Source organism: Streptomyces sp. ISL-87 (assembly GCF_018614095.1).
Lineage (GTDB): Bacteria > Actinomycetota > Actinomycetes > Streptomycetales > Streptomycetaceae > Streptomyces.
The window spans coordinates 17,306-42,961 of sequence record NZ_JAGGOY010000029.1 but is presented as its reverse complement, the minus strand read 5'-3'; the positions used below and the strand labels follow the sequence as shown (position 1 = coordinate 42,961).

Annotated in this window: 21 protein-coding genes and 1 tRNA gene; 14 read left to right on the top strand and 8 right to left on the bottom strand. The window is 70.6% G+C overall.

Annotated elements, in window-relative coordinates:
- Positions 1 to 188: 188 nt before the first annotated feature.
- Both J7I97_RS10940 and J7I97_RS10935 read right to left on the bottom strand, forming a co-directional pair.
- A complete protein-coding gene (locus J7I97_RS10940; RefSeq protein WP_214933272.1) occupies positions 189 to 2,771 on the bottom strand; it encodes an ABC transporter permease in 2,583 nt (860 codons plus the stop codon).
- Entirely contained in the window at positions 2,768 to 3,544 is a 777-nt protein-coding gene (locus J7I97_RS10935; RefSeq protein ID WP_251049983.1) for an ABC transporter ATP-binding protein, read from the bottom strand. Before J7I97_RS10935 ends, J7I97_RS10940 begins: the two co-directional genes overlap by 4 nt.
- A 371-nt stretch (positions 3,545 to 3,915) precedes the next feature.
- Here J7I97_RS10935 and J7I97_RS10930 point away from each other — a divergent pair, with 371 nt between their 5' ends.
- Both J7I97_RS10930 and J7I97_RS10925 read left to right on the top strand, forming a co-directional pair.
- The gene (locus J7I97_RS10930) at positions 3,916 to 5,505 is read left to right on the top strand and encodes an MFS transporter (protein ID WP_308369228.1); all 1,590 of its coding nucleotides are present in this window, start codon (positions 3,916 to 3,918) and stop codon (positions 5,503 to 5,505) included.
- A 127-nt stretch (positions 5,506 to 5,632) separates the two neighbouring features.
- Entirely contained in the window at positions 5,633 to 6,553 is a 921-nt protein-coding gene (locus J7I97_RS10925; RefSeq protein ID WP_251058704.1) for a hypothetical protein, read from the top strand.
- Here the strand turns inward: J7I97_RS10925 and J7I97_RS10920 are convergent.
- The 3 genes from J7I97_RS10920 to J7I97_RS10910 all read right to left on the bottom strand — a co-directional run bounded on the left by J7I97_RS10920 (position 6,543) and on the right by J7I97_RS10910 (position 10,062).
- Positions 6,543 to 6,737: a hypothetical protein gene (locus J7I97_RS10920; RefSeq protein WP_214933267.1), complete on the bottom strand. Its 195-nt coding sequence runs from the start codon at positions 6,735 to 6,737 to the stop codon at positions 6,543 to 6,545. The genes J7I97_RS10925 and J7I97_RS10920 overlap by 11 nt on opposite strands.
- A gap of 102 nt (positions 6,738 to 6,839) precedes the next feature.
- Complete coding sequence (locus J7I97_RS10915; protein WP_308369233.1) at positions 6,840 to 7,730, bottom strand: DivIVA domain-containing protein; 891 nt, start codon at positions 7,728 to 7,730, stop codon at positions 6,840 to 6,842.
- A 187-nt stretch (positions 7,731 to 7,917) separates the two neighbouring features.
- Positions 7,918 to 10,062, bottom strand: coding sequence for an SUKH-4 family immunity protein (locus tag J7I97_RS10910; protein ID WP_374195461.1), 2,145 nt, complete (start codon positions 10,060 to 10,062; stop codon positions 7,918 to 7,920).
- Between J7I97_RS10910 and J7I97_RS40240 the strand changes: the two genes are divergently transcribed.
- Complete coding sequence (locus J7I97_RS40240) at positions 10,061 to 10,321, top strand: hypothetical protein (protein ID WP_374195460.1); 261 nt, start codon at positions 10,061 to 10,063, stop codon at positions 10,319 to 10,321. The two genes, J7I97_RS10910 and J7I97_RS40240, sit on opposite strands and share 2 nt — an antisense overlap.
- 72 nt (positions 10,322 to 10,393) lie before the next feature.
- Here the strand turns inward: J7I97_RS40240 and J7I97_RS10905 are convergent, their stop codons facing one another.
- On the bottom strand, positions 10,394 to 11,407 hold the full coding sequence (locus J7I97_RS10905) for an SMI1/KNR4 family protein (RefSeq protein WP_214933261.1): 1,014 nt from the start codon (positions 11,405 to 11,407) through the stop codon (positions 10,394 to 10,396).
- A 230-nt stretch (positions 11,408 to 11,637) separates the two neighbouring features.
- Here J7I97_RS10905 and J7I97_RS10900 point away from each other — a divergent pair, with 230 nt between their 5' ends.
- Positions 11,638 to 12,180: a YwqJ-related putative deaminase gene (locus tag J7I97_RS10900; protein ID WP_214933259.1), complete on the top strand. Its 543-nt coding sequence runs from the start codon at positions 11,638 to 11,640 to the stop codon at positions 12,178 to 12,180.
- Between the two features lie 11 nt (positions 12,181 to 12,191).
- On the top strand, positions 12,192 to 12,701 hold the full coding sequence (locus J7I97_RS10895; RefSeq protein WP_214933257.1) for an SUKH-3 domain-containing protein: 510 nt from the start codon (positions 12,192 to 12,194) through the stop codon (positions 12,699 to 12,701).
- A gap of 527 nt (positions 12,702 to 13,228) precedes the next feature.
- Here J7I97_RS10895 and J7I97_RS10890 read toward each other — a convergent pair.
- The gene (locus tag J7I97_RS10890) at positions 13,229 to 14,512 is read right to left on the bottom strand and encodes a sensor histidine kinase (RefSeq protein WP_214933369.1); all 1,284 of its coding nucleotides are present in this window, start codon (positions 14,510 to 14,512) and stop codon (positions 13,229 to 13,231) included.
- A 131-nt stretch (positions 14,513 to 14,643) separates the two neighbouring features.
- Between J7I97_RS10890 and J7I97_RS10885 the strand changes: the two genes are divergently transcribed.
- From J7I97_RS10885 to J7I97_RS10855, 7 genes are all read left to right on the top strand, one after another.
- Entirely contained in the window at positions 14,644 to 15,537 is an 894-nt protein-coding gene (locus J7I97_RS10885) for a hypothetical protein (protein WP_251058703.1), read from the top strand.
- Between the two features lie 14 nt (positions 15,538 to 15,551).
- Positions 15,552 to 15,628 (top strand) — tRNA-Gln (locus J7I97_RS10880).
- A 108-nt stretch (positions 15,629 to 15,736) separates the two neighbouring features.
- Positions 15,737 to 17,185 (top strand): bifunctional UDP-N-acetylglucosamine diphosphorylase/glucosamine-1-phosphate N-acetyltransferase GlmU, encoded by a 1,449-nt coding sequence (glmU, locus tag J7I97_RS10875; RefSeq protein ID WP_214933255.1) that lies wholly within the window; start codon positions 15,737 to 15,739, stop codon positions 17,183 to 17,185.
- A gap of 144 nt (positions 17,186 to 17,329) precedes the next feature.
- Positions 17,330 to 18,307, top strand: a complete 978-nt coding sequence (locus J7I97_RS10870; protein WP_214933252.1) for a ribose-phosphate diphosphokinase — start codon at positions 17,330 to 17,332, stop codon at positions 18,305 to 18,307.
- Between the two features lie 226 nt (positions 18,308 to 18,533).
- A complete protein-coding gene (locus tag J7I97_RS10865; RefSeq protein WP_214933250.1) occupies positions 18,534 to 19,118 on the top strand; it encodes a 50S ribosomal protein L25/general stress protein Ctc in 585 nt (194 codons plus the stop codon).
- 92 nt (positions 19,119 to 19,210) lie between these two features.
- The gene (gene pth / locus J7I97_RS10860; RefSeq protein ID WP_214933248.1) at positions 19,211 to 19,801 is read left to right on the top strand and encodes an aminoacyl-tRNA hydrolase; all 591 of its coding nucleotides are present in this window, start codon (positions 19,211 to 19,213) and stop codon (positions 19,799 to 19,801) included.
- A gap of 166 nt (positions 19,802 to 19,967) precedes the next feature.
- On the top strand, positions 19,968 to 20,708 hold the full coding sequence (locus tag J7I97_RS10855; protein WP_251058702.1) for an LPXTG cell wall anchor domain-containing protein: 741 nt from the start codon (positions 19,968 to 19,970) through the stop codon (positions 20,706 to 20,708).
- 82 nt (positions 20,709 to 20,790) lie between these two features.
- Here J7I97_RS10855 and ppc read toward each other — a convergent pair whose 3' ends face one another.
- Entirely contained in the window at positions 20,791 to 23,553 is a 2,763-nt protein-coding gene (gene ppc / locus J7I97_RS10850; RefSeq protein ID WP_374195459.1) for a phosphoenolpyruvate carboxylase, read from the bottom strand.
- Positions 23,554 to 23,906: 353 nt separating this feature from the next.
- Here ppc and J7I97_RS10845 point away from each other — a divergent pair, with 353 nt between their 5' ends.
- Together J7I97_RS10845 and J7I97_RS10840 are read left to right on the top strand one after the other, a co-directional pair.
- Positions 23,907 to 24,896: a fatty acid desaturase gene (locus J7I97_RS10845; RefSeq protein WP_214933246.1), complete on the top strand. Its 990-nt coding sequence runs from the start codon at positions 23,907 to 23,909 to the stop codon at positions 24,894 to 24,896.
- Positions 24,896 to 25,567, top strand: coding sequence for a TetR/AcrR family transcriptional regulator (locus tag J7I97_RS10840; RefSeq protein WP_214933360.1), 672 nt, complete (start codon positions 24,896 to 24,898; stop codon positions 25,565 to 25,567). Before J7I97_RS10845 ends, J7I97_RS10840 begins: the two co-directional genes overlap by 1 nt.
- Positions 25,568 to 25,656 lie beyond the last annotated feature (89 nt).

The following is a 25,656-nucleotide window of genomic DNA, read 5'->3' as shown; positions in this document are numbered from 1 at the left end:
GAGGTGGCAACGCGAAGGACCCGACACGCGCGCGGGCCGGGGGTTCCACCCTACGACGGGCCACTGTCACCCGCGCGAGGGATTGAGTCCCCGGAGGAGTGAAGGGCCACCGTGCGAACGCCGTCGGCCCCGGCCCGCCCGATCAGGGCGAGCCGGGGCCGGGGCGCTCCCCCGTACGACCTGCGCAGCTACTCGCTCGCGATCGCGTTCAGTACGTTCATCCGACCCGCCCGGAAAGCCGGGACCAGGGCGGCGAACAGGCCTACGAAGGCCGACGCGACGAACACGCCGAGGATCGTCGGCCACGGGATCTCCAGCACCTTCAGGCCCTGGAGGGAGAGCAGCCGCTGCGCGGTGGCGCCCCAGCCCATGCCCAGGCCGAGGCCGATGAGCGCCCCGAAGAGGGCGATGACCACCGACTCCAGGCGGATCATGCGGCGCAGCTGGCGGCGGGAGAGGCCGATGGCGCGCATCAGGCCGATCTCGCGGGTCCGCTCGACCACCGACAGGGCCAGGGTGTTCACGACACCCAGCACCGCCACGACGATCGCGAGGGCGAGCAGCCCGTAGACCATGTTCAGCAGGGTGCCGACCTGGTCCTTCAGGGCCTGCTTGTAGTCGGCCTGGTTGAGCACCTTGTACTGCGGGTACTCGGCCAGCGCCGCCTTGACCGCCTTGTACGCGGCGTCGTCCTGCCCGTCCTTCGCGGTGGCCAGCAGCATGAAGGGCCGCGGCATCCGGTCGGCCGGGACGTTGGCCTCGGCGACGGCGGTGCTGATGTACTTCATGCCCTTGTCGAGGTTGCCCTCGTCGCTGGTGATCGCCGCGACCTTGAGCTTGACGGTCTTGCCGCCCGTGAAGGCGACCGTCAGCTCGTCGCCGAGCTTGATGTGGTGCTCGGTGGCGTACAGCGAGCCGACCGACATCGCGTTCGCCCCGTACGCCGCCGGGTGCTCGCCGGCGATCATCTTGCGGCGGATGTCCTTGGCGTAGGTGGGGTCCTGCGCCCCGAGGCTGTCCTTGTCGGTGCTCCCGTCGGGGGCGGTGATCTTCGCCTCCACCTCCCGGTACGCCGTCACGTGGTCCAGGCCCTTGGTGGTGCGCAGCAGCTGCTCCGCCTGCGGCATGACCGGCTGCCCGTTCTGGGACTGGACGATGTAGTCCGCGCCGACCGACTTGTCGAGCTCGTCGGTCGCGGAGGCCACCATCGAGGAGCCGACCACAGACAGGCACGCGACCAGCGCCAGTCCGATCATCAGCGCGGCACCGGTGGCGCCGGTGCGGCGCGGGTTGCGCAGCGCGTTGCGCTCGGCGAGCCGGCCGACGGACCCGAAGGGCCGCAGCACCGGAGCGGACAGGGCCCGGACCACCAGGCCGGCGAGCAGCGGGCCGATCACGACGAAGCCGATCAGGGTGAGCAGCACGCCCAGCCCCAGCCACAGGGCTCCGGGCCCGGCCTGCTCGGCGCCCGCGGCCAGGAAGAGGGCCGCACCGCCGATGCCGGTGAGGACCAGGCCGATGGTGGCGCGGACCCGGCCGGCCCGCTTGTCGCCGGGGGTGCCGGCGTCGCGCAGGGCCGCCATCGGGGAGACCTTGCCGGCCCGGTAGGCCGGGATGACGGCGGCGACGATGGCGACGATCACGCCGATGACCAGGCCCACGACCGGGGTGGACACGGCGATGGTCAGGTCGTCGGTGGACAGGTGCATACCCATGGAGCCCATGAGCTTCATCAGGCCGATGGCCAGCCCCACGCCCGCGGCGACCCCGAGGACCGAGCCGACGACGCCCAGCAGGAACGCTTCGAGGACGACCCCGGACAGGATCTGGCCGCGATCGGAGCCGATGGCGCGCATCAGGCCGATCTCGCGGGTCCGCTGGGCGACCAGCATCGAGAACGTGTTGAAGATCAGGAAGATGCCGACCACCGCGGCGATCAGGGCGAAGCCGAGCATCACCCACTTCATGACCTTGAGGAACGAGCCGACGTCCTTGCGGTTGGCGTCCGCGGACTCCTTCGCGGTCTGGAGCTTGTACGTACCATCGCCGACCGCGGCGGCGACGTTCCGCTTGAGCTGGTCGTCGCTCACCCCGTCCTTGGCGGTGACGTTGACGTGCGTGAACGTGCCGGCGGCGCCGAGCAGCTTCTCCTGCGCGGTGGCGGTGTCGAAGTAGACGATCGCCGCTCCCGGGTTGGTCACGGTGAAGGTGGCGATACCGGTGATCCTGGCGCGGATGTCGCCGGTGACGGCGATGGTGCGCAGCTCGTCACCGAGCGCCAGGTGGTGCTTTTCCGCGGTGTCCGCATCGACCATCACCTCGGCCGGACCGCGCGGGGCGTGACCGGAGGTGATCTTCATCGACTTGAGCTCGTTGTCGTTCCAGTTGCCCGCGATGGTCGGGGCACCGGTGGTCGAGCCCATGTTCTCGTTCTTGGAGTTGACGACCGTGACGGACAGCGAGACGACGCCGCCCTCGGCGGACTTCACGCCCTCGGCCTTCTTGACCTGCTCGACGACGGAGCCGGGCAGCGTCTCGGGCTTGCCCCGGACCGGGGAGTCCTCCCCGGCCTCGGCCGCCTTCGGGCTGACCGTGACATCGGAGCCGGTGACGGCGAACAGCTTGTCGAACGTGGTGTTCATGGTGTCGGTGAACACCAGGGTGCCGCAGATGAAGGCCACGGACAGCAGGATCGCGACGGCGGACAGCGCCATGCGCCCCTTGTGCGCCACGAAGTTGCGGCGCGAGGTCTTCAGGACGGTATTGCTCATGACGTCCGCCCGCGCGCGTCGAAGTCCTTCATGCGGTCCAGGACGCCTTCAGCGGTCGGCCCGTGCATCTCGTCCACGATCCGGCCGTCGGCGAGGAAGATGACACGGTCCGCGTACGAGGCGGCGACCGGGTCGTGGGTGACCATGACGATGGTCTGGCCGAGCTCGTCCACCGAGCGCCGCAGGAAGCCGAGGACCTCGGCGCCGGCCCGGGAGTCCAGGTTTCCGGTCGGCTCGTCGCCGAAGATGATCTGCGGGCGGGCGGCGAGCGCGCGGGCCACGGCCACACGCTGCTGCTGGCCGCCGGAGAGCTCCGTCGGGCGGTGCTTGAGCCGGCCCGAGAGACCGACCGTCTCCACGACCCGGTTCAGCCACTCCGCGTCGGGTTTGCGGCCCGCTATGTCCATGGGGAGCGTGATGTTCTCCAGGGCGTTCAGCGTCGGCAGCAGGTTGAACGCCTGGAAGATGAAGCCGATCCGGTCGCGCCGCAGCCGGGTGAGCTTCTTGTCCTTCAGCCCGGTGATCTCGGTGTCGTCCAGGTGGATCTGGCCGCTGGTGACCGTGTCCAGCCCGGCGAGGCAGTGCATGAGCGTGGACTTGCCGGAGCCCGAGGGGCCCATGATCGCCGTGAACTGGCCGCGGTGGATGTCCACGTCCACCTCGTCGAGGGCGACCACCCGGGTCTCACCGGAGCCGTAGGCCTTGACGACCTTGCGGGCCCGGGCCGCGACGGCTTCATGCCCTCCAGTACCCCCGTGCCTGGTTTCGGTCATAGCCGTTGTCACGGTGCTTCCCCTCGTTCGTTGCGGTTCGTCGTTCGCTGCGGTTCGTCGTTCGCTGCGGTTCGCGTGAAGTCTGCGGTCGCGGGGGTGTCCGGCGCACTGGTGCGCGTCCCCCTGCGGGCCCTGGTGCTGGCCCCACCCCCGCGACCGGGTTCGTAGGAACCCGTTGTCCGTAGGAACCAGTTAAGGACGTCGCAAAGCCATCCTCCTCATCCGCCGGGACGAAAGGGCCCTGGACCCTTGTGAGGAGCAACCCCTAGGGGATCTCCACCCTTTGGGGGAGCAGCCCTGGGGGATACCGCCGGTACGCCCAGGGTGAGAAGGTGGTCCCCGCACTTGTGTGCACGGTGAAAGGACTTTCGGTGGGGACAGCGGAGAGCGGCGACGGCGTACCCGGGGAGACCGTTTCGGCCAACGGCCACCCGGCGCCCGCGGCGCACACGGCACCCTCGGCGCCCTCGGCGCCGGCCGGGCGGCCGCCCGCCGCCGTCGTCCTCTCCCTGATGCTCGGCATGAGTCTCGTCGCCCTCGACAGCAGCATCGTCGCCACCGCCGTCCCCCAGATCGTCGGCGACCTCGGCGGCTTCTCCGTCTTCTCCTGGCTCTTCTCCGGCTACCTGCTCGCCGTCACCGTCACCCTCCCCGTCTACGGGAAACTGTCGGACACCCTCGGCCGCAAACCCGTACTGCTCTTCGGCATCGGCCTGTTCCTCGTCGGCTCCCTGTTGTGCGCGCTCGCCTGGAACATGGCCGCCCTCATCGCCTTCCGCATCATCCAGGGGCTCGGCGGCGGCGCCCTCCAGGGCACCGTCCAGACCCTGGCCGCCGACCTGTACCCACTGAAGGAGCGGCCGAAGATCCAGGCCCGGATGTCCGCCGTATGGGCCACCTCGTCCGTGGCCGGCCCCGGCATCGGCGGACTCCTCGCCACCTACGCGGACTGGCGCTGGATCTTCCTGCTCAACCTGCCGCTGGCCGCCCTGGCCCTGCTGATGGTCGCCCGCCACCTGACCGAACCCGCCCGCTCCGCCGGCCGCCGCGGCCCCATCGACTGGGCCGGCGCCCTCGGCGTCTTCGCGTGCGGCGGGCTGCTCCTCTTCGCCCTCGTACAAGGCGGTGTCGCCTGGCCCTGGCTGTCCGCGCCCTCCCTCGGGCTGCTGGGCACCAGCGCGGTGCTGGCCGCCGTGGTGGTCCGCGTGGAACGCCGGGCCGAGGAACCGATCCTGCCCGGCTGGGTGTGGCGCCGGCGCACCATCGCCGCCGTCAACCTGGCCATGGGGTCGCTCGGCCTGGTGATGGTCGCCCCGATGGTGTTCATGCCGACCTACGCCCAGTCCGTGCTCGGCCTGGGCCCCACCGGCGCCGGGTTCGTGATGTCCGCCATGACCCTGAGCTGGCCCATCTCCGCCGCCTTCAGCCAACACGTCTACCGGCGCATCGGCTTCCGCAACACCGCGGCCGTCGGGGTCTCGCTGGCCGCCGCGATCCTGTTCGCCTTCACCCTGCTGCCCCGTCCCGCCGAGGCCTGGCAGCCCGCGCTGATCATGCTGCTGCTGGGCGCCGCCCTCGGGCTGTTCCAGCTGCCGCTGATGATCGGGGTCCAGTCCACCGTGGGCTGGGCGGAACGCGGAACCGCGACCGCCTCGGTGCTGTTCTCCCGGCAGGTCGGCCAGAGCATCGGGGCAGCCCTGCTGGGGGCCGTCGCCAACGCGACCATCGCCGCCAGGCTGGCGCACGCCCCGGTGCAGGGACTCCCGGGCGGGCTGGACGATGTGGCCAAGGCCGTGGACGAGCCGGGACTGCTGCCCCGGGCGGCCGCCGACTACCTGCGCGAGGCCGTGGCCACCGCTGTGGAGCACATCTTCCTCTGCGCGACGGCCGCCGCCGTACTGGCGCTGCTGGTGCTGCTGCTGGTCGCGCCCCGGCGGTTCCCCGTACTGCCGGAGGAATAACGCGCGGCGGCAGGGAACGGCGAGGGCAGCGAGGAACGGCGAGGGGCGGCGAGCCCGGGGTGTCGTGGTTGTCATGGCCCGGACGACGGGGTATGTCTGGGCCAGAGACCTTTACCCGGGGGGACGAATGGCTTCCGCACTCTTCGCACTGGCGTTACTGGCCGCCTTGGCCGCACCGATCGGCCTGCGCCTGTACCGCAACCCGGGCTTCATCACCGGCCGCGACGGCCGGCTGTCCACCTCCGTCACCCTGGCCCTCGCCTGGACGGTGATCCTGGTCTGGCTGCTGCTCGCGATCCTCGCCTACGGACTCACCGCGGGCGGCGGCGTCGGCTGGTTCCAGGGCGATCCCGGCCCGCTGTCCTCGCTGACGACGGTGTACCTGCCGCTGCTCGGGGGCCCGTACGTGGCCCTGATCGCCGCCAAGACGATCGTCGGCATGCGCGTCGAGAGCGGAACGATGGCCAAACCCGCCCCGAAGCCGACCGCGTCGGGCCGGCGGCCCCTGCGGGAGCTGATCGCCAACGACAGCGGACGCACGGACCTGATGGACCTCCAGTACGTCGCCCTCAGCGTGGTCACCATGCTGTACGTCGTGCTGTTCTTCCTGGCGGACGTGGGCGCGGGCCTGCCGAGGCTGCCCGACGAGATCTGGGCCCTGACGGGCGCCCCGGCCGGGGCGTACCTGGTGAACAAGATGGCCACCCGGGGCAACCCGGTGATCACACACGCCGCGGTCTCCGGCGGGATCCTGAGGGTGGAGGGCGCCGGCTTCGCCCCCGACCCCTCAGGTACCCCGGCCCGCCTGACGGTGGACGACACCGTCCTGCCGGCCGAACTGGACCCCCTGACCGGCTCCCTGACCGCCCCCCTGCCCGAACCGGCCACCACCCGCCCGTTCACGGTGGTGGTCACGGCCCGCGGCCTGCGCAGCGACCCGTACCGCTACGAGCCGACCCGCGCACCGGCAACCATCCCGGCGCAGCCCAAGCCGGAGCCGGAGCCGCAGCCCAAGCCGGAGCCGCAGCCGCCGGCTGCTAGCGGATGAGGAGCAGGGCAAAGGCCAGTACGGCGACCACGGCCGCCGCGATCCCCGCGATGCGCGACACCCGGCGGCGCGAGGGGAGTTCCACCACCTCCACCCCGCCGGCCGCCGCGGGAAAGGCGTAGAACACCTGGTCCGGCCGGCCCTCCAAGGCCACCCGGGCCAGCGGCAGATGACGGATGTCCACCCGCCGTGCAACCTCGCCCGCCCTAGAATAAAACCGCGCCTGACGGCCACTCAACCGACATCCGGCGTGTGCGCGTCGCCGGGGCGCAGCGACCCGGCCGGGTCAGCCCTCCGCAGGGGCCCGCCCCGTGAGGGCGGCGAGGCTGGAGCGGACATGGCTCATGTGGGCCCGCATCTCCTCCTGCGACTCCGCGTGCTCCCGCAGGATCCGCTCCGTCTCCCGGCCCACCCGCTCCTCCCGCACCCGCGCCTCCGCCAGCAGCTCCGCACCCCGCGCCTCCGCGTTCTCCTGCCCGTGCCGCGCCGACTCCTCCGACTCCGCGAAGCCCCGCCGCGCCTCCGCCAGCCGGGACTGCGCGACCAGCTCCAACTCCGCGTACCGCGCCTCCAGCTCCGCCTCCCGCTCCGCCAGCTCCCGCTCCGCCGCGTCCCGGCGCTCCACCTGCTCCTGCTCGCGTTCCGCCAGCAACGCCTCCGACCGCCGCCGCATCTCCGCCAGCGCCGCCTGCGCCTCCGCCCGCCACGCCCCCGCCGCGTCCCGCGCCTCCGCCCGCAGGGCGTCCGCCTCCCGCTGCGCCCGCAGCAGCAACTGCCGGGCCCGGACCTCCGTCTGCTCGCGCACCGCCTCCGCGTCGTGCCGCGCCAGCTCCGCCACCCGGTCGGCATGCGCCTCGGCCGCACCCTGGATCGCCAGTACGTCCGCCCGCGCGTCCATCCGTACCTGCTCCGCCTCCTCCTCGGCCAACAGCAGGATCCGACGGGCACGCTCGCTCAGCTCGTCGTACGTCTGCGGAGCGAGCGAGGACACCGCCACCCGCAGCCGCCCCGCCTCCGCCTCCATCCGCTTCGCCAGAACCGTCAGCCGCGCCACCCGCTCCCAGGCCTCGTCCCGACTGCCCGACAGCCGCGCGAGATACCGGTCGACCTCGTCCATGCGGTAACCGCGACCACGCACGGTCGCGAAACCACCCTGCGGTCCGCCCTGAGGTGACATGGGTGCACTCATCCTGGAAGCGCCTCTCTCGCGGGGATTCCTGTCAAGGATGCGTCATTTGCACGCAGAAGCCGGAATGGCCGGGCCGAGACCCCCAACGAGGGTCTCGGCCCGGCCATTCAAGTGATCACCGGATCCGCATCGGATCAGCCCGTATCAGCCCGTTTCAGGCCATTCCAGCCTGCGATCAGAGCAGGCCGTCCCACATCTGCTCCAGCAGCACCGACCACCAGCTCTCCGGCGAAGCCAGCGCCGCACTGTCCAGGCCCGCCAGATTCGTCTGGAAGTCGACCGTCCAGCGCCCCGCCTGCTCCGGCGTCAGATGCTGGCGCAGCCGCCACATCTGACCCAGCATCGCCAACGACCGCGCGAACTGGGGCAGGCTCGAATTCACGAACTGCGGCGGCACCGGAGCACCACCGGGCCCGGCCTCCACCGGGACCGCCACTATGTGCGCCGTCCCGTACTGCACACACAACGCCTTGCCGAAGTCACTGCCCACGACAAGGTACGAGCCCGCGTCGGACGCCGGCTGCACCTGCCGCTGCGCCGCCAGCTCGGCCAGCGTCGGCACCGGCTGACCCGGAACCGCCTGCGCCCAGAAGAACGGACCGAAGTCCGTCGGCAGACCCGCCCACACCAAGGTCTGCGCCACGATCTCCGGCACACCCTGACGGGACACCGCCCGCTGGTCGAAGCGGAACACGCCCTGAGGGCCGAACGCCCCAGCCAGCTCCGAGCCGATCGCCTCCAGCGGAATCGCCGGCTGAAGCGGAACCTGCGCCAGCGGCGCCCGTACCGGCGCGGGGCGCGCCGGACCGTCCGCCACCTGGTGCAGCTCGCCCTGATGCGTGATCAGGTGCCGCATGCCCTGCTGGCGGCCCGCGTGGTCCTTGCCGTACGGGGCCACGCTCGTGATCCGGACCTGCGGCCAGGTCTCCCGGATCATCCGCGCGCAGTAACCGCCCGGCAGCTCACACGACTCCAGCTCCGTGTGCAGCTCCAGCACCTGCTGCGGCGGCACGTTCATGGCGCGCAGCTCGTACAGGATCTGCCACTCGGGGTGCGGCGTACCGGGCGCCGAGCGGCGGATCAGCTGCTGCTCGGAGCCGTCGGGCGCCCGGTAGCGCAGCACCGCCTGGTAGCCGGGGCCGACCGTGGGCGCACCGGTGGGCGCGGGGCCGGGACCCTGAGCCACGGGACCGGGACCCTGCGGCGCGGGACCGGGCGGACCGGGCGGCTGCGGTACGCCGGGACCCGCCAGCATCGTCGCGGCGTGATGCGCCCCGCCACCGGGGGCGCCGGGGGTGCCGGGCGCACCCGGGGCACCGGGCGGGCCGGGGGGCTGGATGACGGCCGGACCCGCCAGCATCGTCGCCGCATGATCGAGCCCACCACCCAAAGACCCCGGCGAACCGGGAGGACCAGGAGGACCGGGAGGCGTCGGCGCACCGGGCGCACCCGGCGGGCCGGGGGGCTGGATGACAGCCGGACCCGCCAGCATCGTCGCCGCATGATCGAGCCCACCACCCAAAGACCCCGGCGAACCGGGAGGACCAGGAGGACCGGGAGGCGTCGGCGCACCAGGTACACCGGGAGGCCCGGGCGGATTCGGCGCACCGGGCGGACCGGGCGGCGCGGGCGGCTGGATGACGGCCGGACCCGCCAGCATCGTCGCCGCATGGTCGAGCCCGCCACCCAGCGGCGTCGGCGGACCGGGCGGCGCGGGCGGCTGCCCCGCACCCGGCGCACCCGGCGCACCGGGCACACCGGGCGGACCCGGCGGCGTCACAGCCGCCGCACCCGGCCGGTTGATCCGGGCCTTGCTCGTCGGCGCGTCCGCGATATCAGCCGCATCGGACCGGACAGCCGGAGCGATCGCGGTCGCGGGCAGCTGGCTGCCTCCCGGAATCAGCGTGGTCTTCGCCTCCGCGGCGACCCCGGACCTCGGCGCGTCCTCCAGGTCCGACCCGGACAGCGGCGGCGCGAACACGGTCGCCGGCAGCGGTACGGACGCGTCGTCCGCACCCGGGTTCACATCGGTACCGGCCCACGGCGTGGACCCGACCGGGACCCCGTCGTTCGCGGTGGGCTCGTACGGAACCGCACCCCCACGCCGCGGCGACGCGGAATCGGCCGCATCCACCGGAACCGGAGCCGGAGCCGGGGCGGGAGCCGGAGCAGACGCAGCAGCAACCGGAGCCGGAGCCTGAGCCTGAGCCGACGGAGTCGAAGAAGCAGAGGAAGCAGAGGAAGCAGACGGAGTCGAAAAAGCCGGCGGAATCCCCGCCCGGTCCGCCGCCTCCTGCAACCACTCCGGCGGACTCAGCATGAACGAAGTCTGCTCCGAGTCGATCCGCGGCATAGGCACCGAAGCCTCCGCCACCGGCGCGGCCGCCGCCCCGTACTCCTCCTCGTACCGCCGGATCACCTCACCCACCGGCAACCCCGGCCACAGCGTCACCTCCCCGCTGTCCCGCGCGATGACCAGCCGCTGCCGCCCACCACCGGACACCGGACCCGCCGCACGGTCCTCCGCCCACACCACGAACCCGAGCCCGAACTCCCGCACCCGCACCTCCCGGTGCTGATACGCGGGCACGTCCCCGTTGATCCACTCCTCGGCGCGCTCCTGCGCCTGCGCAAACGTCACCATCGCGCCGTCACCCCTCCACCGGCGCGGAACCCGCCGCCGGAACCGAACCTGCCACTGGAACCGAGCGTGCGAATCCGCCGTCCACCATCAGACCGGCCACCGTCTCCAGCTCAGGCGGGTTCCCCGCCAACCGCTCAAGAAAGGCATCGAAATCGGCACCGCACGGCAACAACAGCCGCTCCACACGCTCCTGCACCGACCAACCGTCCTGGTCGCGCGCATCGTCGTACGGGGAGAACCACACCGAGCCGATGCCCTCACCCTTCACCTTCACCGCGAGCAGCCCGCCCTGCACGAAGGCCACACACAGGTAGTCCTTCGTCAGGTGGTCCCGCAGACACTTGTTGACGTACACCAGGTCATTGACCGCCGCCTCCTCACGCACCGTGAAGAACGGCTGATCCACCAGCAGACCCAGATCCACGTCCAGCCCCGCACCCACCGGCGCACAACCACCCGCCGCCTTCAGGAACGAGCGGTACGCCTCCGGCAGCCGGTACCCGAGATCCTCCTCAAGGCCCTGCACCTGCTGCTCCGACACCGACACCACCGACTTCGGCAGCCCCAGATGCACCGGACGCACCTCCTGCAACGGCCGCGTACCACGCTTCACGTGGTCCACCGGCGCCGTCGCCAGCCCCGCGTGATGCCGCAACAACGCCTTCACCTCGACCGGCACCAGCTCCATACGGCGAGATCCAGCCACATGGTGCCAAGTCCAGCCGTGCGGCGTCGCCACCGGACCGACCGTGTCCCACAGCTCATGCCCGGCCGCCCGCATCGCCGCGTTCGCGGACACGCAGTCCGTCAACCGCAGCTCATCGACACCGAACCCCTCCGGCGGCTCGGCGATCTCCACCGCCGCACGCGCGTAAGGCGAGAAGTCGGGATGTCCGTTGCCGTCCATCCGCACACCGTGGGGATGCCGGGCAGCCCGGACCGGGTCCGGGAAATGCACGACCTGCCCCGAATAAGCGGCGTTGGGTGGCGCGGCCTGCTGCCCGAGCCGACCTGTCGTCATGGCGGTAGCCCCCTGCTGGATCTGGCTGGTTCACCACAGCCTATGTGCTCCGGCAAGAGCCTCACCCGCCCGCAAGCCCCGCACACGCACGAGGGCCAGGAACATCCGAATTGATACGAATATTCGACCCCGCTTCCACACGACAGAGGACATTTGACAGGCTGTCCCCGCAGCACGGGGGCGTGCGCGACAGCGGCCACCACCGCCGCCACGGGAGGGAACACACGACCATGCAGAACACGGCCACACGCAGCGAACCGACCGACAGCGGCCACACCGCCACCGCGGCCGGCGACCCCCGCCTGCGCTGGAGCACCACCGACGGGCACACCACCCCCGTCCTGCGCTTCCGCCGCGACGGCATCCTGCCCACCGTCGCCGCCGCCCTCTCCGTACGCGGCGAAACCCTCACCGGCACCGCCGGCAAGGCCGACCAGCCACCCGTGCTGCACCCCCTCGTCCAGGACTTCCTCGACACCCTCACCAGCGGCCAGCGGGAACGCTTCACCGGCCGATGCCCCGAAGCGATCCTGCTCTCCCGCCACCTCACCGCCACCGAAGCCGCCCGCAGCAAGCGCGCCTCCCGCAAACCGCTCACCGCAAGCGAAGCCCGCCGCTCACTCAAAAACGCCAAGATCACCGCCCGCCGCATCCGCGAAGACGGCGACCCGCTCCACGGCAGCTACGCACCCCCCTGCCGCTCCTGCGACGCCCTCCTCGCCCACTTCGGCGTCCGCGCCGTCGACCTCACCCCTGCGCCCGAGAAGGCCTGACCGCCACCACCATGACCGTCTCCTCCGCCTCCTACGACCGCTCCTCGGCCACCCGCTTCCCCGTCGCCGTGGACTCCGCCCTGCGCACCGCCGGCTGGGAACCCGGCCGCTGGGACATCAAGCAAGCCGAATACTGGGCCGACGCCCTACGCGACCACACCACCCCCGCCGGACACCGCCACACCGTCTTCCCCGCGGCCGTCGAAGCCTGGGCCGAATTCGGCGGCCTGCGCATCACCGCCCCCGGACCCGGCCGCCAGACCGCCCCCACCCCCCTCCACCTCGACCCCCTCACCGGCCTCCACATGGCCCGCACCTTCGCCGACCTCGGCCGCGCCCTCTCCACCCAGCTCTGCCCCCTCGGCATCGACGCCGACGGCGGCACCCACCTCGCCCTCGACCGCGAAGGCCGCGTCTACGGCATCGACCACACCGGCGACTGGTACCTCGGCGCCAGCCTCGACGAAGCCCTCACCCTCCTCCTGACCGGCCTCCAGCCAACCCGCCTCACCACCGGCTAACCCCAACCCGGAAGCCACCCCCGGCTTCCGGCCCACCCCCACCCGGAAGCCACCCCGGCTGCCGGACCACCCCCACCCGGCACCCGGCACCCGGCACCCCGCTTCCCGCTTCCCGCTTCCCGCTTCCGGCTTCCGGCTTCCGGCTTCCGGCTTCCGGCTTCCGGCTTCCGGCTTCCGGCTTCCGGCTTCCGGCTTCCGGCTTCCGGCTTCCGGCTTCCGGCTTCCGGCTTCCGGCTTCCGGCTTCCGGCTTCCGGCTTCCGGCTTCCGGCTTCCGGCACAGACCACCACCCAGGCGCGCCCGCCGCTGCCCACGCCGCAGGCGACCACTCGCGCCACGCAGGCCACGCAGGCCACAGGCTCCGCACAGGCCGCACTCGCCTGCTCGGCAGGCAACCCAGGCGCGCACAGGCCGCGCAGGCCGCGCAGACGGCAGACCGCGCAGGCCGCAGACCGCGCAGACGGCAGGCGCCGCACAGGCCGCGTAGACGACAGGCGCCGCGCAGGCCGCCCCCGCCTGCTCCTCCCCCTACTCCTCCCGCCAGCTCGGCAGCACCGCCGACACCCGGAACCCACCCGCATCCGTCGGCCCCGACACGAACACCCCACCCAGCCCGAGCACCCGCTCCCGCATCCCCACCAGCCCGTTCCCCCCACTGGGCAACCCAGGCACAGCAGCCTCCCCGTCACACGGCCCGTTCTCCACCTGCATCGCCACCTCCCCCTCCCGATGCGCCAGCCGTACGACGACCCGCGCACCCGGCGCATGCTTGTGGCAGTTGGTCAACGCCTCCTGCACCACCCGGTACGCCGCCTGCTCCACCTCCGCCGGATACGCCTCCCCCGCGCCACCCCGCACATCCAGCTCCACGACCATCCCCGCCGCCCGCGACTGCCCCACCAACGCCTCCAGCTCACCCAGCGAAGGCCCGTCCTCAAAACCCCCCGCCAAACCCACCGGCACGGGCACAGGCACAGGCACCACCGACGCCGCCGCCGGCTTCGGCGACTCCGCCCGCAGCACCCCCAACATCTCCCGCAACTCCGTCAGCGCCTGCCGCCCCATGTCCCCGACCAGCGCCGCATTCCTCGCCGCCTTCACCGGATCCTTCACCGCCACGGCCTGCAACGCCGCCGCATGCACCACCATCAACGACACCCGGTGCGCCACCACGTCATGCATCTCCCGCGCGATCCGCGTCCGCTCCTCCGTCCGCGCCCACTCGGCCCGCTCCTCCGCCCGGTCCGCCAGCAGCGACAACTCCCGCTCCAACGAATCCGCCCGCTCCTGAAGGCTCTCCATCAGACGGCGCCGCGCCCCGACGTACAGCCCGAGCAGCACCGGCGGCACGGTCAGCGCCACCGCCACGAACACGGACAGCAGGATCACGAGCGTCCGGTCGGCCTCCACGTCCCCACGGGTCCGCAGGTACATCACGACGAACGTGGCGGCCAGCGACATCGAGGCCAGCGTCGCGGTGATCCGCCGGGGCACCTCGAAGGACGCCAGCGTGTACAGGCCCACCACCGCGAGCAGGAACCCCATCTCCGCCGGCGTCACCGCGATCGCGACCAGCACCACCGCGATCGGCCAGCGCCGCCGCAGCACGAGGGTGGCTCCCACCAACACCCCGAACAGCACCCCCACGGCCACCGGCACGTGCGCCTCGCGAGCGAACGGGATCCCCTCCAGTCCGCACTCAACGGCGGACACCACCCCCAGCCCCACGTCCAAGGCGACCCCCCGCCGCCTCTCCCACCACCAGGGCCCGTCCCGCCCTGTCCCGCCTTGCTCTTCCCCCGTACTGGTCATGCCGTCCAGCGTACGCAGCGCCCCCAGCACACAGACGAACTGAATTCCTGCAAACCGGCGGTAATCGCACGTACGGCTGAATAGTCCGCTGGCCGGGACCTGAGTCCCACATTCCGGACGACATTGGCGACATGACCGAAATCCGACGTCGCCCGGGCGACGGCACCGGCGGCCTCCGCACGGGCGCCACCAGCTACGAGGCCCTGCGCGAGCAGGCCGTCACCCTCCGCCGCGAGGGCCTCAGCCGCCGCCAGATCCGCGACCGCCTGCACGTCCACAACAACAACATCCTGAACAGCCTGCTGGAGGGCGAGCCCGCACCGGAATGGACCAAGCGCCCCAACGCCAAGGACGACCTCCGCGCGAAGGCCCGCGAGCTCCGCCTCCAGGGCCTCACGTACGACGAGATCCAGGTCGAGCTGGGCTGCTCGAAGAGCTCGATCTCCCTCTGGGTCCGCGATCTCCCGAAACCGGAGCGGCACCGCTCCCCCGAGGAGGCCGCGGAGATCTCCCGGCGCGGCTGGGAGAAGACCTTGGAGAGGCGCGAGGTCGAACGGCAACAGACGAAGCGGGCGGCGGCCGCGGAGCTGGGTTCGATGTCGGAACGGGAGCTTTTCCTCGTCGGTATCGGGCTTTATTGGGCCGAAGGCCAGAAGAGCAAGCCGTACGCACGGCGCGAGCGGGTGATCTTCGTCAACAGCGACCCGGACATGATCCGGCTCTTCCAGGCGTGGCTCAACCTCCTCGGCGTCGCGCCCGAACGCGTGCAGTACCGCCTGATGATCCACGAGTCCGGAGACGTCGCCGGAGCCGAGCAGTACTGGGCTGACCTCGTACGAGTCGACCATTCGTACCTGCAACGGACGACGCTCAAGAAGCACAACCCGAAGACGGTCCGCAAGAACGTGGGCGCCGACTACCGGGGTTGCCTGGTGGTCGGTGTGCTCGACAGCGCCGACCTCTACCGCCGAATCGAAGGGTGGTGGTCGCAGATGGCAGTGGAGGCAAGCCGCATGAACGCGTAGGCTGGCCGCTGCAATCCCGGGTTGCTCTGTCGGCAGGGGCGACCACACTTTGAATGTGGGTACGACGCAGGTTCGACTCCTGCCCCGGGAGCTCTGAAGCTCGGGTCCTGACCACACGGTCGGGACCCGGCTTTATTTACGGCCCCCCACCCCCCGGTATCCTTCACGGGTCCACCACCCAAAGCCGAAGGGCACACCCGTGAGCGCCAACCGCCCGGCAGCCGTCGTCGTACTCGCAGCGGGTGAGGGCACCCGCATGAAGTCGACCACCCCCAAGGTCCTGCACGAGATCTGCGGGCGGTCGCTCGTGGGACACGTCGTCGCCGCCTCGCGCGAGCTGGACCCCGCGCACCTCGTGGTCGTCGTCGGCCACGCCCGCGAGCAGGTCACCGCGCACCTCGCCGCGATCGACGCGGGCGTCCGCACCGCCGTCCAGTACGAGCAGAACGGCACCGGCCACGCCGTCCGGATGGCTCTCGAAGAGCTCGGCGGCGAGATCACCGGCACCGTGGTCGTCGTCTGCGGCGACACCCCGCTGCTGACCGGCGAGACCCTGGCCCAGCTGACGGCCACGCACGAGGCCGACGGCAACGCCGTCACCGTGCTGACCGCCGAGGTCCCGGACTCCACCGGCTACGGCCGCATCGTCCGTGACGCCGCCACCGGCGCCGTCACGGCGATCGTCGAGCACAAGGACGCCACTGACGCGCAGCGCGCCATCCGTGAGATCAACTCCGGTGTCTTCGCCTTCGACGGTGCCCTGCTCAGTGACGCGCTCGGCAAGGTCCGTACGGACAACAGCCAGGGTGAGGAGTACCTCACCGATGTGCTCGGGATCCTGCGCGAGGCGGGTCACCGCGTCGGTGCGGCCGTGGGTGCGGATCACCGGCAGATCCTGGGGATCAACAACCGGGTGCAGCTGGCGGAGGCGCGCGGTCTGCTGAACGCGCGGCTGCTGGAGCAGGCGATGCTGGCCGGCGTGACGGTGGTCGACCCGGCGAGCACGTTTGTCGACGTGACGGTGACGTTCGGGCAGGACGCGCTGGTCCACCCGGGTACGCAGCTGCTGGGCGCCACGCACATCGCGGAGGGCGCCGAGGTGGGTCCGAACACGCGGCTGAAGGACACCCAGGTGGGTCCGGGGGCCCGGGTGGACAACACGGTGGCGGACACGGCCGTGATCGGTGAGTCGGCGAGTGTGGGTCCGTTCGCGTACCTGCGTCCGGGTACGAACCTGGGCCTGAAGGCCAAGGCGGGCACGTACGTCGAGATGAAGAACGCGACGATCGGTGAGGGTACGAAGGTGCCGCACCTGTCGTACGTGGGCGATGCGACGATCGGTGAGTACACCAACATCGGTGCGGCGAGCGTCTTCGTGAACTACGACGGTGAGCACAAGCACCACACCACCGTCGGTTCACATTGCAAGACGGGTTCGGACAACATGTTTGTGGCGCCTGTCACCATCGGGGACGGTGCCTACACGGCGGCCGGCTCGGTGATCACGAAGGATGTGCCGGCGGGTGCGCTGGCTGTGGCGCGGGGCCAGCAGCGGAATATCGAGGGCTGGGTGGCTCGTAAGCGTCCGGGTAGTGCTGCTGCTGCGGCGGCGCAGTCGGCGGTCGGTGAGGACGCCGAGTCGCGCTGAGGCGCCGCTGAGGTGAACTGACCGGAAACGGGTACGTCGGGGACGGCGTACCGTGATAGTGCACGCAATTCGGCTGGCTCACCGTGTGCGGGACGGACGCACATGGGGGCGAGCAGCTTTCAACACGTCTGAGGAGACTGTGCTGTGACCGGGATCAAGACGACCGGCGAGAAGAAGCTGATGCTCTTCTCCGGCCGCGCCCACCCCGAGCTGGCCGAGGAGGTCGCGCATCAGTTGGGTGTCGGCCTCGTGCCGACCAAGGCTTTCGACTTTGCGAACGGTGAGATCTACGTTCGTTTCCAGGAGTCGGCTCGTGGCGCGGACTGCTTCCTGATCCAGAGCCACACGGCTCCGATCAACAAGTGGATCATGGAGCAGTTGATCATGATCGATGCGCTGAAGCGCGCGTCGGCACGCTCCATCACCGTGATCATTCCGTCCTACGGGTACGCCCGTCAGGACAAGAAGCACAAGGGCCGCGAGCCGATCTCGGCGCGGCTGGTCGCGGATCTGCTGAAGACGGCGGGTGCGGACCGCATCCTGACGGTCGACCTGCACACCGACCAGATCCAGGGCTTCTTCGACGGCCCGGTCGACCACCTTTCGGCTCTGCCGGTCCTCGCGGACTACGTGGGCGCCAAGGTGGACCGGTCCAAGCTGACGATCGTCTCCCCGGACGCCGGCCGTGTGCGTGTGGCCGACCGCTGGTGTGACCGTCTGGACGCGCCGCTGGCCATCGTGCACAAGCGCCGTGACAAGGACGTCGCCAACCAGGTGACCGTTCACGAGGTCGTCGGTGAGGTCAAGGGCCGCGTGTGTGTCCTGGTCGACGACATGATCGACACGGGTGGCACGATCTGCGCCGCGGCCGATGCGCTGTTCGCGCACGGCGCCGAGGACGTGATCGTGACGGCGACGCACGGCATCCTGTCGGGTCCTGCGGCCGACCGTCTGAAGAACTCGAAGGTGAGCGAGTTCATCTTCACGAACACGCTGCCGGATCCGTCGGATCTGGAGCTCGACAAGATCACGGTGCTGTCGATCGCTCCGATGGTGGCGCGTGCGGTGCGTGAGGTCTTCGAGGACGGCTCGGTCACGAGCCTGTTCGAAGAGCAGCAGTAAGAGCAGCAGTAAGAGCAGCGGTAAGCGCAGCGGTAAGCGCAGCAGTAACAAGCACCACAGAAGATCCTTTTGAAGTGCGGCCTTCCCGCCGGGTAGACTTTCGAAGTTGCTCGGCGAGGGAGGCCGCACTTTTGTGTGCGGGGCTCCGTTATCGACGCGCTCTTCGTAGCAGGCCGTTTCGGCCGGGTGACTGTCGTCCATTTCCGTCACCCCACGAGGAGTGAGCATGTCCGAGGTCAAGCTTTCCGCCGTTTCCCGCACCAACTTCGGCAAGGGCGCTGCCCGCCAGGCCCGTCGCGACGGCCAGGTTCCCGGTGTCATCTACGGTCACGGCACCGCCCCGAAGCACGTTGACGTCGAGGGCCACGGCCTGTTCATGGCGCTGAAGACCGCGAACGTCCTGATCTCCCTGGACATCGCGGGCGGCGGCACCGAGCTGGTCATCCCGAAGGCGATCCAGCGTCACCCGGTCAAGCGCACGCTGACCCACGTCGACTACCTGATCGTCAAGAAGGGCGAGAAGGTCACCGTCGAGGTCGCCGTCGTCACCGAGGGCGAGCTGGCCGCGGGTTCGAACATGCTGGAGACCCTCCTCAACACCATCACGGTCGAGGCCGAGGCCACGCACATCCCGACCGAGGTCACGGTCTCCATCGCGGGCCTCGAGGCCGGCGCCACCATCCACGCCAAGGACCTGGTCCTGCCGGCCGGCACCACGCTGGCCGTCGACGGTGACGTCGCCGTTCTGCAGGTCGTGGCCCCGCAGGCCGAGGAGCCGGCCGCCGAGGCTGCCGAGGGCACCGAGGCCTGAGCCTCGCCCTTCTCCCTCAGCACTTGCTGACCGACCGCCGTCCGGCTCCACTGGAGCGGGACGGCGGTCGTCTTCGTTAAGGAGCTCTTTTGATGTCGGACGACGCGGCGCCCTGGTTGATCGTCGGGCTTGGGAACCCGGGCCCGGACTATGCGGGCAACCGCCACAACATCGGGTTCATGGTGGCCGACCTGCTGGCGGACCGGATGCGTGGGAAGTTCAAGGCGCACAAGTCGCGGGCTCAGGTGGTCGAGGGCCGTATCGGTGCGCCGGGGCCGGCGAACCGGCGGGTGGTGCTGGCGAAGCCCATGTCGTACATGAATCTGTCCGGTGGGCCGGTGACGGCGCTGCGGGACTTCTACAAGGTGCCGCTGGACCGGATCGTGGCGGTCCATGACGAGCTGGACATCGACTATCCGACGCTGCGGTTGAAGCTGGGCGGTGGGGACAACGGGCACAACGGTCTGAAGTCGATGACGAAGTCGATGGGCTCTGACTATCACCGTGTGCGCTGCGGTATCGGTCGCCCGCCTGGGCGTATGCAGGTCGCGGATTTCGTGCTGAAGGATTTCTCGTCGACGGAGCGCAAGGAGCTGGACTGGTTCGTGGACCGGGCGGCGGATGCTGTGGAGTGCCTGATCCAGGAGGGTCTGGAGCGGGCGCAGTCGGCGTACAACTCCTGACCGCGGGCGACCTGTAGGGATATCGTTACTTCGGACAATCGGCACGTCCGATAGCAACTCCGTACGAATACCTGCGAGTGCCTCTTGACCTGGGCGGGTGCGGCTCAGCATGCTGAGCCGCCATCCCCCACGGCACAATCCCCTCTCTTTCATCAGAGGTACCACCATGCCCATTTCCAGGAACCGTTGGGCTGCCGCGACGCTCCCCGTCGCGGCCTCGCTGCTCCTCGCCGCCGGCGCCGCTCCCGCCTTCGCGGCCGACGACACCTTCACCCGCCAGGTCCACCAGACGCTTCCGCTCACCGCCACGTCGAACGGCGTGAAGAACGAGAAGGAGTGCGCGGACATACCCGCGAACCAGGACGGCTGGCACTTCGTGCTGCCCGGCAACTCCACCACGTTCGTGAAGCTCACGGTCACCTTCGAGCCCGGTGGGCAGAAGGTCGTGACCGTCTTCGGTCCGCCGTCGGACAAGCACGCCTACGTGGCGTCCGAGCCGGGTGCGAAGCTGACGGCGGCGTCCGCCGAGCTCAAGGGCGCCGACGTCCCGTGGTTCAACCTGTCGCACACCTGCCCGGCCACCACGAAGCCGAGCCCCTCGACGTCGACGTCGCCGAGCACCTCGCCGTCGACCTCGGTCTCGCCCAGCTCCAGCACGTCGGCCTCGCCGTCCGTGTCGAAGACCGCGAGCCCGTCGGTCTCGGCGAGCGTGTCGCCGTCGTCGGGCGCCCCGACCTCCCCGGCCCCGTCGGCTTCGGTGGCCGCCGTGGGCGGTTCCACCGGGGGTGACCTCGCGAAGACCGGTTCCGACGCTCCGATCGGGCTGCTCGCCACGATGGCGGGTGCGCTGATCGCCGCCGGTACCGTCCTGGTGGTCCGCCGCCGCAAGGCCTCGGCCCAGGGCTGAGCCCCGTAGCTCCGGGCGGTAACGCGAAGGGGGTCCTCCGCGCCACTGTGGCGCGGGGGACCCCCTTGTCGTGCGTACGGGCTCAGCCGGTGTTGCGCAGGCCGGCGGCGACGCCGTTGACGGTGAGCAGCAGGGCTCGGGCGAGGAGCGGGTCCTGGTCTTCGCCGCGGGCGGCGGCTGCGCGCTGGCGGGCGAGCAGGGAGACCTGGAGGTAGGAGATGGGGTCGAGGTAGGCGTCGCGGACGGCGAAGGTCTGCTGGAGGACGGGGTGGGAGTCGAGGAGCTTCTTGCCGCCGGTGATGCGCAGGACTTCGCGGACGGTGAGTTCGTGCTCGGCCTCGATGCGGGTGAAGACGTGCTTGAGGTGGTCGGGCACGAGGGTGTCGACGTAGTGGCGGGCGATCCGCAGGTCGGTCTTGGCCAGTGTCATTTCGACGTTGGACAGGAAGTTGCGGAAGAAGTGCCAGCGTTCGCCCATTTCGGTGAGGGCGTCTTCCTGGCCGGCTTCGCGCAGGGCCTTGAGGCCGGAGCCGACTCCGTACCAGCCGGGGACGATCTGGCGGGACTGGGTCCAGCCGAAGACCCAGGGGATGGCGCGCAGTCCGTCGAGGCCGGCGCCGGAGTCGGGGCGGCGGGAGGGCCGGGAGCCGAGGTGGAGGTCGGCGAGCTGGTCGACGGGGGTGGCGGCGAAGAAGTAGGCGGGCAGGTCGGGGTCTTCGACGAGGGCGCGGTAGGCGGCGTGTGCGGCGTCGGAGACGGTGTCCATGGCCGCGTCCCAGCGGGCGAGGTCGTCGTCGGACTGGCGGGGTGCGGTGTGCAGGGCGGAGGCCTGCAGGGTGGCCGCGACGGTCAGTTCGAGGTTTTCGCGGGCCAGGGACGGTACGAGGTACTTGTCGGAGATGACCTCGCCCTGTTCGGTGACCTTGATTTCGCCTTCGAGGGTGCCCCAGGGCTGGGCGAGGATGGCGTCGTGGGAGGGGCCGCCGCCGCGGCCGACGGTGCCGCCGCGGCCGTGGAAGAGGCGCAGGCGGACGCCGTAGCGGTGGGCGACGTCGCGCAGGCGGCGCTGGGCGCGGTGGATCTCCCACTGGCTGGTGGTGATGCCGCCGAACTTGGAGGAGTCGGAGTAGCCGAGCATGACCTCCTGGACGTCGCCGCGGAGGGAGACGAGGCGTCGGTAGGAGGGGTCGGCGAGCATCTGGTCGAGGATGACGTCGGCGGCCTTGAGCTCGTCGGTGGTCTCCAGGAGGGGGACGATGCCGATCTTGGCCCAGCCCGCGTGGAGGTCGATGAGTCCGGCTTCGCGGGCGAGGACGGCGGCGGCGAAGACGTCGTCGGCACCCTGGCACATCGAGATGATGTAGGACTCGATGACTTCGGGGCCGAACTTCTCGAAGGCGTCCTTGATGGCGCCGAATACGCCGAGGGTCTTCTGGCCGGCCGCGTCGAGGGGTGCGGGGGTGGGGGCGAGGGGGCGGCGGGAGCGGAGTTCCTTGGCGAGGAGCTTGCCGCGGTAGTCGCGCGGCATGTCGGCGTAGCGCCAGGATTCCTCGCCGAGGCGGTCGAAGAGCTGGCCGAGGGCGTGGTGGTGGGCGTCGGCGTGTTCGCGTACGTCCATGGTGGCGAGCTGGAGGCCGAAGGCGGCCAGCGTGCGGATGGTGCGGTCCATGCGGCCGTCGGCGAAGAGCGCGCCGCGGTGTTCGCGCAGGGAGGTCTGGATGAGGGTGAGGTCGGTGAGGAGCTCGGCGGTGCCGAGGTAGTCGCGGCCTTCCTCGTGGGGGGTGCCCTTGGCGAGGCGTTCGCGGGTGTTGACGAGCTTTTGCCGGATGCAGGTGGCCTTGAGGCGGTAAGGCTCTTCGGCGTTGAGCCGCTTGTAGCGGGGGCTGATCTCGGGGAGGCGTTCGAGGTCGGCCTGGAGGGAGGCGAGGAGTTCCTCGGTGGCTCCGGTGTAGCGGATGGAGTTGGAGAGGAGTCCGCGCAGGTAGTCGACGAGTTCGAGGGCGTCGGTGATGCCGTGTTCGTGCTGGAGGATCAGGACGTCGCGGGTGACGTCGGGGGTGACGTTGGGGTTGCCGTCGCGGTCGCCTCCGATCCAGGTGCCGAAGGTGAGGGGGCGGGTGCCTGGGGGCAGCTCGACGCCGACGCGCTGGAGTTCCGCGGCGAGGTCTTCGAGGACGTCGCCGACGGCGCCGGCGTGGAGTTCGTCGAGGTAGTAGATGGCGTTGCGGGCTTCGTCGGCGGGCTCGGGGCGCACGACGCGCAGTTCGTCGGTCTGCCAGACGAGGTCGATGTTCTCGGCGAGGCGCAGGTCGTGGCGGCGGCGGTCGCCGGCGCCGGTGACGGGCTCTTCCAGGAGGGCGGCGATGCGGCGCAGCTTGTTGAGGACGCTGCGGCGGGCTGCCTCGGTGGGGTGCGCCGTGAAGACGGGGCGGACGTTGAGGTTCTTGACCGTCTCGCGCAGGTGTTCGGGGTCGGCGTCCTTGAGCATGTCCGCGGTGCGGGCGAGGAGGCTGCCTTCGGCGGCGCGGTGGGCGCGCAGTTCCTTGCCGCGGTGTACCTGTTCGGTGACGTTGGCGAGGTGGAAGTAGGTGGAGAAGGCCCGTACGAGCTTGGCGGCGGTCTCCAGGTCGGTGTCGCCGAGCAGTGCGGCGGCGGCTTCGCCGTCGGTGCGGGTGAGGGCGCGCACTTGTTCGACGAGGTCGAGGAGGTCTTGGCCTTCCTGGCGGACGAGGGTCTCGCCGAGGAGGTCGCCGAGGCGGCGGATGTCCGCGCGCAGCTCCGCGTTGGCGGCGCCGGCGGTGGTTGCCGTGGCGGTGGTGGAGGGGGCCTGGTCAGCACTGCTCACAGGTGCGGCTCCTTGCAGTGTTCGAGCGCTACTGGGAGTGGGCGCCCGGGTGCGCGCGGCGGCGGCGTGGCGCCGCCACCTGATGCGCAGCTCGGGCTGCCCGTGCGGACCGCGCTGTCCGACGACACCAGGATAGGCGGCTCGTACTCGTGCCTCGGTAAACCCGCTCCTGGCGAGTGGGGGTGTGATCGGCGCGGCGGGTCGGTGGGCGGGTCGCGGGGGGGCGCTTTCAGTCGGCCGCGCTCCCCTTGCCGGGGGCTGGAGCTTTGCCATACTTACGTTGCCGTAGGTTACGGGCCCGTAGGTCTGTGATCAGGGCGCCTGCCGACTCCTCACCCCCCAGGGGAAGCCCCATGAACCTCAGTCCCGACCTGATCGAGGGCGCCTCGGCGCCATCGGATTCCTCAGGTTCCTCCGACCCGTCCGCGACGCGCGGCGGCGAGAACAAGCGGTCCATTGAGCAGATCGCACTTCTGTTGTTCATTACCGTGCCCTTTGTGGCGTTGCTGGCGGCGATTCCGCTGGCCTGGGGCTGGGGGGTGAGCTGGCTGGACGTAGGTCTGATGGTGTTCATGTATTTCCTGGCCTGCCACGGCATCACCATCGGCTTCCACCGCTATTTCACGCACGGTTCCTTCAAGGCGAACCGGACCCTGCGGATCGTGCTCGCGGTGATGGGGTCGATGGCGGTGGAGGGTCCGCTGGTGCGCTGGGTGGCGGACCACCGCAAGCATCACAAGTACTCCGACCACGAGGGCGACCCGCATTCGCCGTGGCGGTTCGGTGAGACGGTGCCGGCGCTGATGAAGGGCCTGTGGTGGGCGCACATCGGCTGGCTGTTCGACGAGGAGCAGACCAATCAGCAGAAGTACGCCCCGGACCTGATCAAGGATCCGGCGATCCGGCGGGTCTCGCGTGACTTCGTGTGGTGGACGATCGTGTCGCTGGCGATCCCGCCGCTGGTGGGCGGTCTGGTGACGATGTCCTGGTGGGGCGCGTTCACGGCGTTCTTCTGGGGCTCGCTGGTGCGTGTGGCGCTGCTGCACCATGTGACGTGGTCGATCAACTCGATCTGTCACGCGGTGGGCAACCGGCCGTTCAAGTCGCGGGACCGTTCGGGCAACGTGTGGTGGCTCGCGGTGCTGTCGTGCGGGGAGTCCTGGCACAACCTGCACCATGCGGACCCGACGTCGGCGCGGCACGGTGTGCTGCGCGGCCAGGTCGACTCCAGTGCGCGGCTGATCCGCTGGTTCGAACAGCTGGGGTGGGCGTCGGACGTGCGGTGGCCGTCCGCGGCCCGGATCGAAGCCCGGCGCAAGGAAAAGATGTCGAACGCGGCATGATGGGGGACGTGGCGATCGACGGCAGCAGTTCCAGCAGCGACAAGCCCCGGCGTGGCCGCCGGGTCCGGATGACGGGCGCCGAACGGCGTCAGCAACTGCTGGACATCGGCCGCGCCCTGTTCGCCGAGAAGGGCTTCGAGGGCACGTCGGTGGAGGAGATCGCGGCGAAGGCCGGGGTCTCCAAGCCGGTGGTGTACGAGCACTTCGGCGGCAAGGAGGGCCTGTACGCGGTCGTCGTGGACCGGGAGATGCGCCAGCTGCTGGACGGGGTCACGGGGGCGCTGACCGCGGGGCATCCCCGGGAGCTGCTGGAGCAGGCGGCGTTCGCGCTGCTGGACTACATCGAGAACTACACGGACGGGTTCCGGATCCTGGTCCGGGACTCGCCCGTGGCCCAGTCGACGGGTACGTTCGCCTCGCTGATCAGCGATATCGCGACGCAGGTCGAGGACATCCTGGGCATGGAGTTCAAGAACCGGGGCTTCGATCCGAAGCTGGCGCCGCTGTACGCGCAGGCGCTGGTCGGGATGGTGGCGCTGACCGGGCAGTGGTGGCTGGAGACGCGCCGTCCGAAGAAGGCGGAGGTCGCCGCGCACCTGGTGAACCTGGCGTGGCACGGGCTGGACGGCCTGGAGGCGAAGCCGCATCTGGTGGGCCGCCGCAAGAGCTGAAACCCGGTGGTGAACGCGCGGGTGCCCGGGCCGGGAGGCCCGGGCACCGGCATGTTCTGAACGTGATCAAAATTGGGTGGCTAATAACT